Below are 15,792 nucleotides of genomic sequence, written 5' to 3' on the forward strand. Positions count from 1 at the left end.
CGAAGCCTTCGTCGCTTAATTTCGTATCGCTAGATTCATTATAACGGATGCGAGCGGGATGCCACAGCGGCGCGGGGTGGAATTCGGCCTCGGTCTGGAGACGGAGGCGGGGCGACACCTCATGTAATATGTGATATACGTTAACATTATTTGTTGACATAGGTAACTCTCCACTATATAATGAGGGCGGTTTCGAAGATTCCATGTAAGGTTTCCACAATAAAAGATGGGGATGAACGTATGCAGCTCTCCGATTTGTCCAACGGCCTCGATACGGTCTGGGTCGTGCTCACCGCCGCCATGATCCTGCTGATGGAAGGCGGCTTCGCGCTGCTGGAGGCCGGCTTCGTCCGTCAGAAGAACGCCGTCAGCATCATCATGAAGGTATTCGTCGACATCTCGTTCGGCGCCTTGATCTATTACGTCTTCGGCTTCGCCCTCATGCACGGCAAAGATGCCGGCGGCCTGATCGGCCTCACCGGGTTCAATATGGGAGGAGATCTGACGCATCTCCCCGCCAACGTCTCGCACGATACGTTCTGGCTGTTCCAATGCGCGTTCGTCATCGCGGTCATCTCGATCGTCTCGGGAGCGGCGGCGGAACGCATTCACTTCCGCGCCTACATCGTCTATACGATCGTTATGACAGGTCTGATTTATCCGATCTCGGGCCACTGGATCTGGTCGCCGAACGGCTGGCTGGCGAAGATTGGGATGATCGACTTCGCGGGCTCGGCCGCGATCCACGCGCTGGGAGGCTTCGCCGCTCTCGCCGCCGCCCTGTTCCTCGGCCCCCGGCTCGGCCGCTACGGCGCCGACGGCAAGGTGAACATCGTTCCGCCTTCCAACCTGCCTCTCGCTTCGGTCGGCGCGTTCATCCTGTGGTTCGGCTGGTTCGGCTTCAATTCGGGCAGCACGCTCAGCGCCACGAACCCGGGCATCGGGCATATCGCCGTCACGACGATGCTCGCTTCCGCCGCCGGATGCGCCGCCTGCATCCTGTTCACCATTCTTCGCTACCAGAAGGCGGATCCGCCCATGGTCATCAACGGCGCTCTCGCGGGACTGGTCGGCATCACCGCCGGCTGCGCCTTCGTCTCCGACGGAGCCGCCATTCTGATCGGCGCCGTCTCCGGCATCGTGATGGTGCTCGCTTCCGAGTGGCTCGAGAAGCGCAAGGTCGACGACCCGGTCGGGGCGTTCGCCGTTCACGGCATCAGCGGCAGCATCGGGACGCTGGCCGTCGGCTTGTTCGCGCTGCCGGGCGCGGCATCGCACAGCGGGCTGTTCTACGGAGGCGGCTGGCATCTGCTCGGCGTCCAGGCTCTCGGCCTCGCCGTCGTCGCCGTATGGGGCTTCGGCTTGACGTGGATCGCGCTGAAGGCGATCAACCTGTGGCGCCCCGTCCGCGTCTCCTCCGACGAAGAGCTCGTCGGGCTGGACGTCAGCATTCACGGGGTTCCCGCCTACAGCCGGGAGCACGACTTCATCGAAGTCGACAAGCTGCGGGCTCCCTGAGCCCGCAGCCGTCCGCCTGAGCCAGGCGACGTCCCTTCGCTCCACGGTAATCCCCCCATCCGAATAGAAGAAGCTCCTTCGGCGAACCGAAGGAGCTTCTTCTATGTCATAGAGGCGACTTGTTGCCATCGCCGCGCTAGAGGTCGGAGATATCCACCGGAACCTTGCCTTCGAGCATCTCCCGGTAGCGCGCGATCTCGTCGCGAAGAAGCTTCGCCTTCTCCATCGGCTTCTTCACGTAATGGATGTATTCGACGGCGACATGATGATCCGGCTTCTTGCCGGCGAGAATGCGGCGGATCGGGGACATCGATCGATAGGCTTGCTCCTCCTTGCGGATGCGGCGCTCGTATCTCTCGACCATCTGCTCGATCTCGGCAATCTCCTGCTGGCGCTTCTCGATGAGAGATTCCAGAAACGAATACACTTCCGCATTCTTCCGCCGGGAAGAAGCGTTCGGCGGCGCGATGTTAGCCGATTCCTGCATGAGATATCACCTGTCTATTCCCGTTAACTTTTGTGACACTTAAACATATTGTACAGGAAAAAGACCGGTTTGAGAATCTCTATGTCAGGTATTTTAGTTAGAAACGACAATGTCGATGCCGATCACGCCGATCGGCTGCCGTTCCGGCCCTCTCAGCGGCACCGAGACGGTAATGCAGGGGCGCTTCGTAATGGCGGACAGGTAGACGTCGGAGACGAAGGTCTCCCCTTCCATCGCCCGGCGCCACCATTCCCGGCCCTTCGCGTTCAGCAGTCCCGCTTCCGGCTGCGAGAAGACGAAGGAGCCGTCGCTCCGGTTCGACCAGACGGCTTCCACTCCGTCGACGCGCGAGAGCCGCGCGCCGAGAACGCGGCGATGGACCGACTCGTCCAGCTCTGCCAGGGCGGGGTCCTCGGCGGCTTCCGCGAGCCGGGCGATCCACCGGGTCGCGTCCGTCGCGCCCCGCTCGCCCCATACGCGGCCGCCGGCCTGCTGCACGGCGGCGGCGAGCTCGTCCGCGGCGTGCTTCACCTCCGCCGACACCCTCCCCAGCTTCGCGAGCGCCTGCCTCTGCAGCTCGCTGTGGGCCAGCGCGTCGTCCACGCTTCCGACCATGCGCTCCACCGAGTCGACGACGTCCTTCAGCATCCCGTTCGCCGAAGCCGTCCGTTCCGCCTGCTCGACCGTCGCGGCGAGCGTCTGCCCGACCTGCCCGTCCACCTTCACGATGTGATTGAAGATGGAGTCCATCCGCTCCCGGTTGGCCCTCATCTCTTCCAGGCCGCGCGAGACCGACCGCTTCTCCCGGTCGACCGAGGCGACGACCTGGCGAATGCCTTCCTCGATGTCCTGCACGACGGTGGAGGAGCGCTTGACGGCGTTCCCGCTCTGCTCGGCCAGCTTGCGGATCTCCCCGGCGACGACGGAGAAGCCCCGTCCGTATTCGCCGGCATGCGCCGCTTCGATCGCCGCGTTCAGCGCGAGCAGCGACGTCTGGGCGACGATCTCCTGGATGAGGGCGTTCATCTCGCCGATCTTGGAGGCTTGCTCGATCAACGCGCGGATCCTCTCCTCCATCGTGCCGTGGTGAAGCGCCAGGTCGTTCATGACTTCGTCCGTCTGGTGCAGGGAACGGGCCACCTCGATGACGACGTCCTTCGCTTCCCGGCTCCGGGCGCTCATCTCCTCCGAGGTCGCGCGAATCTGCTCCGACGAGGCGGCGACTTCCTGAAGCGCGGAGAACGACTGCTCCAGCCGTTCGGCCGCGCCGCGGCTGTTCCTCCGGAGAAGCTGCTCCTGTTCGGCGGCATGCCGGGCGATCTCCTCCAGCTGCCCCATGCTGGAATCGACTTCCGCCACGGCCGCCTGCAGCCGGTCGGACGTGACGACCGCCTCTTCGATGACATGCCTCAGCGCTTCCCGGTTCGCGCCGCCCGGTTCCGCATTCGTATCCGCTCCCGTCGATGCCGCACCTTCCGGCTCCGTCGCCTTCGCGATGCGGACGACGTTGCCGCGATCCCTTCTCCAACGCTGCCACTGCGCCATATCCATCCCCCGATTCATGACGATCTATCCGGCAAAATGTAAGAATTTCTCACATTATACTCCGAAAATAGGCATAAAGAAAGAGGGAGCCATCGTCCCTCCTTCATCCGATCGTATATAGGCCGCAGCCCTTCTATATACGCGGGGGGTCGTCCTTGTCCTGGGCTCGAAGCCTCTCCCTGCCGCGGTGAATGCGGGATTTGATCGTTCCGACTGGCAGATCGAACGCCGATGCGATCTCTTCGTCTCGGAAGCCGTAATAGAACTTGTACAAAAGCAGCGTTCTCGTCGTCGGGTCCAGACGGCCCAACAAGTCCGACAGCTCGGTCATCAGCTCGGGATCCGGCCCCGAACGCGCCGCCGCTTCGTAGTCGTCTCTTCCGCCGTCGTACGAAGAAGACAGCCTCCTGGCCCGATTGGCGTTCGAAGCCAGATTCGAGGCGATCGTCTTCGCCCACGGGATGAGCTTGTCCGATTCGCGAAGAGTGTCTCTCTTCTCCAGGATGCGCACCCACGCTTCCTGGACGACGTCGCTGACGTCGCTTTTGCAGTGAAGCTTGTGCCGCACGACCCGCACCATTTGTCTGTAAAGTTCGTCAAGCATGTCCTCTTCCATGTTCGCCCGATCCGGAGGTCCAAAATCTCGAAGGAAGTTCGTCATAATAGAGCGGTCACTCCTTGGAGAAACGTATGACTCTCCGACCATTGTAACATAGGTGCGAGTAAAAGAGAATATTTTCCATTTAATAGGAAAAAAGCGACAATTGGCCGATCAGCCGGAAGTCGCTTTGTTCGGCCGCGCAGCGATCACCTCGCCGATCGAGTCCAGCATCGTCTCCGTTACCTTCCCCGTGCCGCGCCGGATCACCCTGACGTCGACCGTCCGCTTGCCCCATTCTCGGAATACCTGCTTGGTCGACGGGAAGTAGAGATCGATCTTCCTCCCCTTGATCCGCGACCCGGTATCGGCCACGATTCCGTAGCCGTAGCCGGGAATATAGAGCACCGTTCCGATCGGGAACAGCTTCGGATCCGCCGCGATCGTCGATACCTTGCCCCTGCGCACCTTCACCCCGGAATACGTGATCCCGTATTGGGGGTGGCCCGGCCGCTTGCCGGTCGATTCGACCCCCGCCGTATAGCCGGTTGCCACGACCCGGATCGTCTGTCCGGCCGAGGCGAGGGCGGACGCCGCGCTTCTCTCCGCGGCCTGGACCGGCTTCGCGGGGCCGCCGGGCATCGCGGGCTGCCGGACGCCCGCTTGGTCCGCTTGCTTGTCCGTCGGCTTGAGTGCTTGCTTGCCGGCCGGCTTGAGTGCTTGCTTAGCCGCGGACTTGTGTGTCGGCTTGTGTATCGGCGTGGCTGCGGGCTTGTGTGCCTGCTTGGCCGCGGGCTTGATCGCTTGCTTGGCCGTTTGCTTGGCCGCGGGCTTGACCGTTTGCTTGGCCGCCGGAGCCGCGTCGAGCCCTATGCCGGCGTAGGCGCTCGCTTCCGCCGGCCCGAGCAGAGCGAGCAAGGCCGGAAGCACGACCCACTTGCGCAGGTAACGTCTTGGCATGACAAAAAAGCTTGCTGGCATGATGGCACACTCCCCTGTACGGAAGGGTGCCCCATGCCGGCAAGCTTTATGCGGGACGCGGCCCGGTTCGGCGCGACCGGCGAATCGTCAGTCCGGACGCTTCGAAGCGATCTCGCCCGTGACGCGGGCGATGAAGTCGGCCACCGGCTGGGCGCCGATGTCGCCTTCCCCGCGGCGCCGGACCGATACGGTGCCGTTCGCGGCTTCGTTCTCGCCGACGATCAGCATGTACGGGATTTTCTCCAGCTGGGCTTCGCGGATCTTGTAACCCATCTTCTCGTTGCGCAGGTCGTTCTCGACGCGGACGCCGGCTTCCTGCAGCTTCTCGGCCACTTCGCGCGCGTAGTCCTCGTAGGCCAGGCTGACCGGAATGACCTTCGCCTGAACCGGGCACAGCCAAGTCGGAAGGGCGCCGGCGAAGTTCTCCAGCAGGAACGCCGTCATGCGTTCCATCGTGCTGATGATGCCGCGGTGAATGACGACTGGACGGTGCTTCTTGCCGTCTTCGCCGACGTATTCGAGCTCGAAGCGCTCCGGAAGCAGCACGTCGATCTGCGCCGTCGAGAGAGTCTCTTCCTTGCCGAGCGCCGTCTTCACCTGCACGTCCAGCTTCGGGCCGTAGAACGCGGCTTCGCCTTCCGCTTCGAAGAACGGCAGGCCGAGCTCCTCCACGACCTCGCGCAGCATCCGCTGGGAAGTCTCCCACATCACGTCGTCCGGCCAGTACTTCTCCTTGTCCTGCGGATCGCGGTAGGAGAGGCGGAACCGGTACTCCTTGATGCCGAAGTCCTCGTAGACGCGCTGGATGAGCTGGACGACGCGCTTGAATTCGTCCTTGATCTGATCGAGCCGGCAGAAGATATGCGAATCGTTCAGAGTCATCGCGCGTACGCGATGCAGCCCGGTCAGGGCGCCGGACATCTCGTAGCGGTGCATCGTGCCCAGCTCGGCGATGCGGATCGGCAGGTCGCGATAGCTGCGCATTTCGCTTTTGTACACCATCATATGGTGCGGGCAGTTCATCGGGCGCAGGACGAGCTCTTCGTTGTCCATCGCCATCGGCGGGAACATGTCTTCCTGATAATGCTCCCAGTGGCCCGAGATCTTGTAGAGCTCGACGTTCGCAAGAACCGGCGTGTAGACGTGCTGGTAGCCGAGCTTCTCCTCGAGATCGACGATATAGCGCTCCAACGTGCGGCGCACCTTCGCTCCGTTCGGCAGCCACAGCGGCAGCCCTTGGCCCACTTCGCGGGAGAAGGTGAACATGCCGAGCTCCTTGCCCAGCTTGCGGTGATCGCGCTTCTTCGCTTCTTCGAGGAAGTGCAGGTGCTCGTCGAGCTGCGACTTCTTCGCGAACGCCGTGCCGTAGATGCGCTGCAGCATCTTGTTCTTGCTGTCTCCGCGCCAGTAGGCGCCGGCGACGCTAAGCAGCTTGAACGCCTTGATCTTGCCCGTCGACGGAAGGTGAGGTCCGCGGCACAAGTCGAAGAACTCGCCCTGGTCGTAGATCGTGATAACCGAGCCTTCCGGCAGCCCTTCGATCAGCTCGATCTTGAGCGGATCCTCGATCTCCCGGTAGATGCGAAGAGCTTCTTCGCGGGAGACGACGCGGCGGACGATCGGAAGATCCTCCTTGACGATCTTCTCCATCTCCTTCTCGATGCTTGCGAGATCGTCCGGAGTGATCGATTGTTCGAGGTCGATGTCGTAGTAGAAGCCGTCTTCGATGACAGGCCCGATGCCGAGCTTGACCTTGTCGCCCCCGAACAGCCGCTTGATCGCCTGGGCCATCAGGTGGGCCGTGCTATGGCGCATGACCTCGAGGCCTTCGGGAGAGTCGAGGGTCAGAATCTCGAGCGAAGCGTCTTCCTTAAGCTCCGTGTTCAAATCGACGACCTTCCCGTTCACCTTGCCGGCGACGGCGTTCTTCTTCAGCCCTTGGCTGATCGAACCGGCGACGTCCTCGACGGTCGCGCCGGCTTCGTATTCCCGGACGGAGCCGTCCGGCAGCTTGATGTTCAATGCCATACTCTGCAGCCTCCCTTGGATCATTCTACCTTGTCGTGAATGCGGACTTGGCAAGGGACGAGCGCATCGGTCCTTCGAGAAAAACAAAAAACGCCCGTCCCGTAGGGACGAGCGCTCGGTATCGTTCGCGTCTCGTGGTTCCACCCTTATTCAACCGGCTGCTTGCGCATGTGCGCACGGCGGCCGATTCTCAGGCATGAGTAACGGTCATGACCCGGCAGCGCCTACTGCCGCCTGCGATCCTCTCCGGATCGGCCGCGGGTTCGGCGTTGCAGCTCGAAAGGGGTCGATGCCTGCCGGTATCGGAAGGAACTTGCAGCCGAGGTTCCTCTCTCTGGGCCGTCCATAACGGGCATCGGTGTCTTTCTCATCGCTGTTCGGATATGGCGGGATTCCGTCATGCGACGTCTCCCGGGATCACGCAAGGTTGATACCCGGAATTATACCCCCTTCGTCCCGCGCCCGTCAAGCGGATTCGGTCAAGCCGATTCGGTCAACCGGTTGTCCGATCGGGTCCGGTTACTTCGGCACGTCCGGGCATAAGGCGGCCCTCTCTCCGAAGATGCCCAACAGCGTCCGGATCACCTGGGCATCCGGTTCGGCCGTATGAATGTACAGGTGCCTCGGAGAAGCCGCGAGCAGACGGCTGACGAGCAAGCTCTCCTCCTCCTGCTCGTCCAGGACGTTCCCGTCGGCCGGCCGCGGCGCTTCATGGGCTTCCGCATCCTTCTCGAGGGGACGCATCTTGTCGTCGAGAAGGCGAAAGGCATGTCCGCCCGAATGGAGCACGTGAACGGCCGGTACCCGGACTTCCTGCCATTCGACCATCGACTGGAGCAGCGTGACGAACTCCTGGTACTGTCGCTCCATCAGTCTCTCCTCGACGGCGGCCTCCGCCGCCTCCCGGACCTCGGCTTCGTAGTCCTTCAGCCGGAACCGGATAAATCCTTCCACGTGCAGGTATTCATGCTCCATTAAATAAGCCGCGAACAGCTGCCCCCACTTGCGGATTCGCCGCTCCCTGCCCCGCCCCGCGGACAGCGCTTCGGAGCCGGGTTCGGGCTCGCCGTCGAGCAGGCCGATCGCCTCCGAGACGAGCACGTCGGCCTCCACGTTGTCGGCCTTGAGGCCGATCGGATGGCGAATCAGCCGCCTCAGCAGCGCCGGCTCCCTCTCCGCCACGATATATTCGGACAAGGCGGCGCCGGTCTTGGCGCAGAAGTCCTCCCGTCCCGTCTCGATCGTCAGGGCGCATCGGATGCGGCCGTCCGCCTCCGACAGCTCCCACGGTCCTTCGCCCCCGCGCCCCGTCAACCCGGCGAAAGGCTGGTTCAGCAGCGCCGTCAGACGCGCCGCCGAATCGCGGTCCCCTCCCGCGTCGATCGTCCATTCATCCCTCTTCACCTGACCACCTCCGGCTTCCCCTTTTCTTACTATATGGTGGCCGAAAAGGGGATATACGATCGGCGATCGGGTATGGTATATTTTATAAGCGAATAGACAAATCCTTCTATTTTTGCGACGTGCCAGACTTACGCTCCTTCCGGCAGATGAGAGGCGATACTCGTGCTCGACGACCAGTCTTCCGACTATAACCAGCTCCGGTGGAATCGTCTTTTGCTTCGCGGCTTCTGGTTCGTGCTGATCCTCTCGATCGGAGTGGAGAGCGTTTACTTCACGATGACGGACCGGCCGGAATATTTCGTCTGGGCGTTTATCGTTCGCCCTTCGGCGCTTATCCTCGCGATTATTCTGCTCGCCGAGGCGGGAGTTCGCTTCCTGCCGAAGCAGCACGATTACGTCCTGATCTCCGCCTCGGCTTTGATCGCCAGCGTTCTGACGGTATCGAACCCGGAGGAACCTTACCTGATTTTCACCCTCTTTTTCCCGGTCATGATCAGCATCTTTTATTTTAAGCTGACCCACCTGCTGTTCGCTTTGCTTAACGGCTTCGTCTCCCTGGCCGCGATCTTCGCGTTCGGGGAAGTCAACTGCGCTTCTCTGACTCCAGGCTCCTTCGTCGGCATCGTCAGCATCCTCATCCTGTTCAGCATCGTCGCCGTCGGCATTCTGCTGCGGGGCCGGGAGCTGAGGCTGCATCTGAAGTCCTCCTACGAATCGAATCAGGAGCTGCTCTTGCGGACCATCATGATGGACAAGCTCGCGAAGACGGACGCGTTGACGGAGACGTACAACCATATGGCCTTTCACGAGTATCTCGAGCGGCTGGTCGAACAGAGCGAATCGAGCGGAATGCCGCTTCAGCTCGCGATGCTGGATATCGATAATTTCAAAAGCGTGAACGAAGGCTACGGCCACCGGGCGGGCGACGCGGTTCTGCGGGACGTCGGCTCGGTCGTCCGTTCCATGGTCGGCGTGCACGACATCGTCGCCCGTTACGGAGGGGAAGAGCTGGCCGTTCTGTTCGCGGACATGACGGCCGAGGAGGCGTACGAGCGGATGGAGGAGATCCGCGGCACGATCCATGCCAGGCCGCAGCCGGCGATCGGCGGCGAGTCCGTCACCGTCAGCGCCGGGGTCGCCTCGTATTCGCCCGGCCAGGGCAAGGAGGCTTTCTTCGAGAAGGCCGAAGCGGCCTTGAACGAAGCCAAGAGGCATGGCAAGAACCGGACCGTGCTCGCCCGATAAGGGGGAGCTTGGGGATCGGCTATTGCGGGTTAGTGCTTGCTGTTGCCTTTCGTTTTTTGGACATTTACGGATGGGACCCGCCGTTATGGTTCGGGTCGGCTTCTCTAACGAATCGTATAAGCGCTATTTGTTAAAAATAGGGGTGTTTTATTTTCTAACGAACTCCAGCGACGCTATTTGCCAAATTTGAGGTCAAATAGGGGCCTTAATACATAAATAGCGCTTCCTGGGTCCGTTAGAATCAAATCTGGCGCGTTTTTTGGGAATTAGCGTCTCCTGAGTCCGTTAGCACCGGATGTAATTTTGGATTTCTTCGCGCAGCAGCTGTTCTAGTTTGTCCTGTAGTAACTTAGATACAGCATTTTCAAGTAGACCATTAATCGAGTAGGGCTCCTTCTTGGTGATCTCAGCAATCCCGAGAACCCTACTTTTTTGGGTTCTGGAGAGACTCCAGATCATGGTACACAAACTATTTTACGTCGCCGAACCGACTTCATCCTACCGCCACGGTCTTCGGAAAATAGCTCTTCGCTCGCATACCGAACTCGGCTGCTCCACCGCTCATTAGCGTTACCGAGCCCCATGAGCGAAGATTGGTCGCTGCAACGGACGAATCGTCCGTTAGAACATCAATCGGCTGTCGGTGCCGACATTCGCCGCCCATACGCGCAAACAAGCAGCCCCGAGAAGGGCTGCTTGTTCCGATAAATGTAGGCCGATCAGTTCTGCATGACGAAGTCGCGGTCGATCTTCTCGTTGACGTCGTCGTACACTTTGAGAATCTCGTACTGCGTGTTGCGCTGCGCGGGAATCTTCCCGGCTTCGCGAATGATGCGCAGGCAAGCCTCGATGTTGACCTTGTGTGTCGTGCCCGCGGCGGAGACGACGTTCTCCTCCATCATCGTGCTGCCGAAGTCGTTGGCGCCGTAAGAGAGCGACAGCTTGCCGATCTCCGGCCCCATCGTCACCCACGACGACTGGAAGTTCGGGATGTTGTCGAGAGCGATGCGGCTGATCGCCAGCGTCTTCAAGTATTCTTCGGGAGTCGCCTTCTCCCGCTTCATGTTCGTGTTGTCCGGCTGGAACGTCCACGGGATGAAGGCGAGGAAGCCGCGCGACGGGTAGCCGTTGTTCAGGCATTCGTCCTGGGCGTCCCGGATGCGGATCAGGTGAAGCGCCCGCTCCTCCATCGACTCCCCGAAGCCGATGACCATCGTGCCCGTCGTCGTCATCCCGACCTTGTGGGCGGTCGTCATGACGTCCATCCAGTCCCGCCAGCTTCCCTTCAGGCGGCTGATCTTCTTGCGGGTGCGGTCGTCGAGAATCTCGGCCCCGCCGCCCGGCAGCGAATCGAGCCCGGCTTCGTGCAGCTGGCGCACGACCTCCTCCAGCGACAGGCCGTTCGAGACGTCCTGCATCTTGCGAATCTCCGCGGGGGAGAACGAATGCATCGTTATGTTCGGGAACCGGGCCTTGATCTTGCGGAGCAGATCCAGATAATAAGTGAACGGCAGATCCGGATTCGTGCCGCCCTGCATCAGAATCTCGGTGCCGCCTACGTCCGCCGTCTCTTGAATCTTCTGCAGAATCGTCTCGTCCGGCAGCACGTACCCTTCCTTCGAGCCCGGCGCCCGATAGAACGCGCAGAACCGGCAATAGACGTCGCAGATGTTCGTGTAGTTGACGTTGCGCCCTACGACGAACGTCGTGATCGGCTCGGGATGATGCTTCAGCATAATCCGGTTCGCCGCGTCGCCGATCTTCTCGATCTCGTCGCTCTCGAACAGCGCGATAATATCCTCCTGCATCAGCCTCTCCCCCTGGAGGGCTTGCTGCAATATTCGATCTACGGTGCTCATCGCCCGCACTCTCCTCTCCGTTGAAGCTTCGTTCCTTCGGACTCGTTCTTTTCTTCACAATATCTATCCTAGCACAAAAAGACCGCCGCAGTCACCTAAGAGGCGACTTGATCGCGGCGGTTCTGAATGCGCTGCTTCGTCTCTTGAAAGGCTTCCCGTTCGTTCTCGCGAAGAAGAACGTTCGGCTTGGCGAAGTAATACCCTTGGCCCATGCCCACGTTGAGGCGGAACAGGACGTCGGCTTCTTCCTCGCGCTCGACCCCTTCGGCCACCACTTCGCAGCTCATCTCGCGGGCGGCCGTCACGATGGCGCGCAGCAGGCTCATCTTCACCGCGAAGCGGTCGACGAACTGGATGACGGACCGGTCGATCTTGATCAGCTCGGGCGCCAGCTCGCCGACCCACTGCAGGCTGGAATAGCCCGCCCCCATGTCGTCGACGGCGAAGCGGAAGCCGTGCCGGCGGAACCGGTCGAGCGTCTCGGTCATCGCCTTGAAGTCTTCGACCTCGTGCCGTTCCGTAATCTCGAAGACGATCTGCGCGGGCGAGAGCGGCGGATGCTTCTCCAGGCATTGCAGAACGTGGGACAGGAACAACGGATGGGACAACGTGACCGCCGTTACGTTCAGGAACACGGGCTCCCGAATTTGGCGCGATGCGATCTCCTCCAGGGCGAACTTGACGACCATGAATTCCAGCTTGCTCAGCTGCTTGCTCTGGCTGGCGAAGCGGAACAGCTCGTCCGGGAGGTGGAAGACGCTGGCTACCGGGCCGCGCGTCAGAATCTCCCAGCCGAAGACGTCTCCGTTGTTCAGGTTCATGATCGGCTGGGCCAGCACCGAGATGTTGCAGTCCTGAAGGATCTGGTCCAGCTGCTTGCGGGCGGCGATCACCTGCGGGGTCACCTGCTTCGTCGCGAGCGCCAGCGCGAACTGGTAAGCTTCCTCCAGCCGCTCCGCCGTCGTTCCGCCTTCCGAGCCTTGCAGCTTAAGCGGAACGTACGTGCCGGTCAGCTTCAGATGCTTCCGGTACTCCGGCTGCCCGCCGGCATCCGGACCGAGCTCCAGGCAGTGTCTCAGATGATCCAGCCTCCGGAACAGGTCCGCGGGAATGAATTCGTCCTCGGACGGACGGTCGCCCCGGATCAGGACGACGAACTCCTGCGGGCCGTACTGGTCCATCCCGATGAGATCCTTCTCTTCCCACAGCTGGCTTCCCAATTCCCGGAGCAGCCGGCGGGTCTCCTCGCGAAGCCGGGGAAGAACGCTCTTCCACGTATCCAGGTAGGAGTCCGGGCACTCCCAGCGGAACAGGGCCAGATAGCATTCGTCTCCTCTTCGCATATGCTTGTCCAGCATGGAGAGGAGCGGTCTCCGGATCGTGAAGTCCGGAGGGAAATATTTAAGAGCCCGGTCGGTCATCAGCAGCTTGGCGCCGAAGACCAAGCGATCGATCAGCAATTGGACGTTCACAACAGCTCAGCCACCCTTATGTGACGTTACGAACATTGTATCATGAACGCTTAGACGCTGAATAGAAGAGTTTGGCACAAAAAAAGGGTCAAGCTTCCAGCGCCTGCTCCAGGTCGCGGATCAGATCGTCCGGGTCCTCGAGCCCGACCGAATACCGGACGAGGCCGTCCGTGATGCCCCTCGAGTGCCGAACGTCCTTCGGCATTGCGGCGTGCGACATCATCGCCGGGTACGAGAGGATGCTCTCGACGGCGCCGAGGCTGACGGCCACGAGCGGGATCCGTACCCGCCCGAGCAGCTTCCGCGCCTTCTCCCCGCTCCCGACGTCGAACGAGACGACCGCGCCGTAGCCCTTCGATTGCTTCTCGTGCACTTCGCGCCGCGGATGATCGGCGAGCCCGGGGTAATAGACGCGCTCCACGGCCGGATGCGCGCTCAGCCAGGCGGCCAGCTTGGCCGCGCCGCTCTCGCTCGCTTCCATGCGCACCTTCAGCGTCTTCATGCCCCGCATCAGAAGCCAGCTCTCCTGCGTGCTCAGGACGGTGCCCAGACCGTTCTGCAGCTGCTTCACCCGGCGGCCTAGCGATTCGTCGGCCGTGACGACGAGCCCGGCCAGCACGTCGCTGTGGCCGCCGAGGAACTTCGTCGCGCTATGAATGACGAGGTCGATTCCGAGCTCGATCGGGCGCTGGTGGTACGGAGTCATGAACGTATTGTCCAGCATCGTCAGGAGCCCGAGCTCCTTCGCCCAGGAAGCGATCTCGGCGATATCCGTAATCTTGAGCGTCGGATTGGACGGCGTCTCGAGGAATACCGCCTTCGTATTCGGCTTCAGAGCGGCCTTCACCTGCTCGAAGTCGGTCATGTCGACGAACGTGGAGTCGATGTTCAGCCGGTTCAGCACCGTCGTCAAGAGCCGGTACGTGCCCCCGTACACGTCCTCCGTCACGATCACGTGATCGCCCGCGGACAGCAGCAGGAACGCCGTCGAGATCGCCGACATGCCGGACGAGAACGCGAAGCCGCGGGCTCCCCCTTCGAGAAGCGCGATGTAATGCTCGAGCGCTTCCCGGGTCGGGTTGCCCGAACGGCTGTAATCGTGCGCCGGAGGGTTGTCCAGATCGAAGTGGTGGAACGTCGAAGCCTGATAGATCGGAACGCTCGAAGCTCCTGTGGCCTTATCGATCTCGAGGCCGAAGTGGATCAGCTTCGTCGCGAAGTCTTTGTCTTCATGATTCGAATTGCCCTGGCTCATGGCCTTACGCCTCCCCGATTTCCTTCAATGCCGCGTCGATAGCCCCGCCCAAATCCGCGATCAGGTCGTCGATGTGCTCGATGCCGACCGAGAAGCGCAGCAGCCGGTCGTCGACGCCGACCTTCCGGCGAATCTCCTCCGGAATGTCCGCGTGGGTCTGCACGGCCGGGTACGTGAGCAGCGATTCGACGCCGCCCAGGCTCTCCGCGAAGGCGATCAGCTTCAGATGGCGGAGGATCGGCTCGATCGTGCGGGCGTCCTTCATGCGGAACGAGAAGATGCCCGTGTCGCCGGACGATTGGCGGCGCTGGATGTCGTAGCCGGGATGGTGCGGCAGGCCCGGGTGATACACCTCGTCGACGGCGGGGTGGGTCTTGAGCCACTCGGCCATCTTGACGGAATTGTACTGGTGGCGTTCCATGCGCAGGGCCAGCGTCTTCATTCCGCGCATGAGCAGCCACGAATCCTGCGGGCCGAGAACGGCTCCGAGCGAGTTGTGAAGGAACGCCATCTGCTCCGACAGCTCCTTGCCCTTCGTCACGATAAGCCCGGCGAGGACGTCGTTATGGCCGGCCAAATACTTGGTGGCGCTGTGGATGACGATGTCGGCTCCCAGCTCGAGCGGCCGCTGCAGGAACGGCGTCAGCAGCGTGTTGTCGACGATCGTCAGCAGCCCGCGGCGCTTGGCCCAGGCCGACACCTTCTCCAGGTCGGTGATCATCATGAGCGGATTGGTCGGCGTCTCGATCAGAACGGCCTTCGTCCGGTCCGTACACTGGGATTCGAGCTCGTCGATGTCGTTCGTGTCGACATAGGAAGCCGAGATCCCGTAGCGGGACAGAATTCTCTCCAGCAGACGGTATGTTCCGCCGTACAGGTCGAGCGAGACGATCAAGTGATCGCCGTGCGAGAAAAGCGCGAAGATCGTCGTCAGCGCGGCCATGCCCGAGCTGCAGGCGAAGCCGGCGTCTCCGCCCTCCAGCTCCGCCGCGGCCGCCTCCAGGACGAACCGGGTCGGACTCTTCGTCCGGGAGTAGTCGAACCCGGTGCTCTGTCCGAGCTTCGGGTGGCGGAACGCGGTGGCGTGGTAGATCGGGAAGCTGACGGCTCCCGTCTTCGGATCCTCCTGCGATCCGATCTGGGCTAAACGGCTCTCAATGTTCATCGATTGGCGGGCCTCCTGCTGGTCAGGTAGTGAATAATGGATCGCGCGCGGCGCAAGCATCGAATGGGGTTCCCGGTTGCGGGCATCCTCCTCCGGCCGGCCGTCGCTTGCCGATTGCCTTGAACAAGCTTGTCAAAGGTAGCGATCGGCGAGCGAAGGCGGGCGCAAGCTCTTCCGGAAGATTCCCTTCCCTCCGGGGCTCTCCCTCTCCGATCCTCCAAGCTTCGCTTGCGAT

12 protein-coding genes are annotated in these 15,792 nt (G+C 61.6%); 2 read left to right on the forward strand and 10 right to left on the reverse strand.

From position 1 onward, the window contains the following. Window positions 1-240 precede the first annotated feature (240 nt). Window positions 241-1,518: an ammonium transporter gene (locus tag H7B90_RS09660; RefSeq protein ID WP_185135659.1), complete on the forward strand. Its 1,278-nt coding sequence runs from the start codon at window positions 241-243 to the stop codon at window positions 1,516-1,518. Between the two features lie 136 nt (window positions 1,519-1,654). On the opposite strand, the gene H7B90_RS09665 is transcribed toward H7B90_RS09660, so the two are convergent. The 6 genes from H7B90_RS09665 to ytxC form a co-directional block, all read right to left on the reverse strand. Continuing rightward, a complete protein-coding gene (locus H7B90_RS09665; RefSeq protein ID WP_185135660.1) occupies window positions 1,655-2,005 on the reverse strand; it encodes a hypothetical protein in 351 nt (116 codons plus the stop codon). Window positions 2,006-2,098: 93 nt separating this feature from the next. Beyond that, window positions 2,099-3,568, reverse strand: a complete 1,470-nt coding sequence (locus tag H7B90_RS09670) for a methyl-accepting chemotaxis protein (protein ID WP_260410886.1) — start codon at window positions 3,566-3,568, stop codon at window positions 2,099-2,101. A 115-nt stretch (window positions 3,569-3,683) separates the two neighbouring features. Next, a complete protein-coding gene (locus H7B90_RS09675) occupies window positions 3,684-4,154 on the reverse strand; it encodes an RNA polymerase sigma factor (RefSeq protein WP_376701724.1) in 471 nt (156 codons plus the stop codon). A gap of 168 nt (window positions 4,155-4,322) precedes the next feature. Beyond that, window positions 4,323-5,129: a 3D domain-containing protein gene (locus H7B90_RS32830; protein ID WP_260410887.1), complete on the reverse strand. Its 807-nt coding sequence runs from the start codon at window positions 5,127-5,129 to the stop codon at window positions 4,323-4,325. 87 nt (window positions 5,130-5,216) lie between these two features. Then, a complete protein-coding gene (gene thrS / locus H7B90_RS09685; RefSeq protein WP_185135662.1) occupies window positions 5,217-7,157 on the reverse strand; it encodes a threonine--tRNA ligase in 1,941 nt (646 codons plus the stop codon). A gap of 519 nt (window positions 7,158-7,676) precedes the next feature. Continuing rightward, window positions 7,677-8,561, reverse strand: a complete 885-nt coding sequence (gene ytxC / locus H7B90_RS33370; RefSeq protein WP_185135663.1) for a putative sporulation protein YtxC — start codon at window positions 8,559-8,561, stop codon at window positions 7,677-7,679. Between the two features lie 162 nt (window positions 8,562-8,723). Between ytxC and H7B90_RS33375 the strand changes: the two genes are divergently transcribed. Beyond that, a complete protein-coding gene (locus tag H7B90_RS33375) occupies window positions 8,724-9,806 on the forward strand; it encodes a GGDEF domain-containing protein (RefSeq protein WP_185135664.1) in 1,083 nt (360 codons plus the stop codon). A 719-nt stretch (window positions 9,807-10,525) separates the two neighbouring features. On the opposite strand, the gene mqnC is transcribed toward H7B90_RS33375, so the two are convergent. From mqnC to H7B90_RS09715, 4 genes are all read right to left on the reverse strand, one after another. Next, window positions 10,526-11,665, reverse strand: coding sequence for a cyclic dehypoxanthinyl futalosine synthase (mqnC, locus tag H7B90_RS09700; protein ID WP_185135665.1), 1,140 nt, complete (start codon window positions 11,663-11,665; stop codon window positions 10,526-10,528). A 95-nt stretch (window positions 11,666-11,760) separates the two neighbouring features. Further along, window positions 11,761-13,137 carry an EAL domain-containing protein gene (locus H7B90_RS09705; protein ID WP_185135666.1) on the reverse strand — a complete coding sequence of 459 codons (1,377 nt, stop codon included), beginning with the start codon at window positions 13,135-13,137 and terminating at the stop codon, window positions 11,761-11,763. 88 nt (window positions 13,138-13,225) lie between these two features. Then, complete coding sequence (locus H7B90_RS09710) at window positions 13,226-14,392, reverse strand: trans-sulfuration enzyme family protein (RefSeq protein WP_185135667.1); 1,167 nt, start codon at window positions 14,390-14,392, stop codon at window positions 13,226-13,228. 4 nt (window positions 14,393-14,396) lie between these two features. After that, a complete protein-coding gene (locus tag H7B90_RS09715) occupies window positions 14,397-15,557 on the reverse strand; it encodes an aminotransferase class I/II-fold pyridoxal phosphate-dependent enzyme (protein WP_185135668.1) in 1,161 nt (386 codons plus the stop codon). Between the last annotated feature and the right edge of the window lie 235 nt (window positions 15,558-15,792).

This window comes from Cohnella xylanilytica (assembly GCF_014212175.1).
Classification (GTDB): Bacteria; Bacillota; Bacilli; order Paenibacillales; family Paenibacillaceae; genus Cohnella; species Cohnella xylanilytica.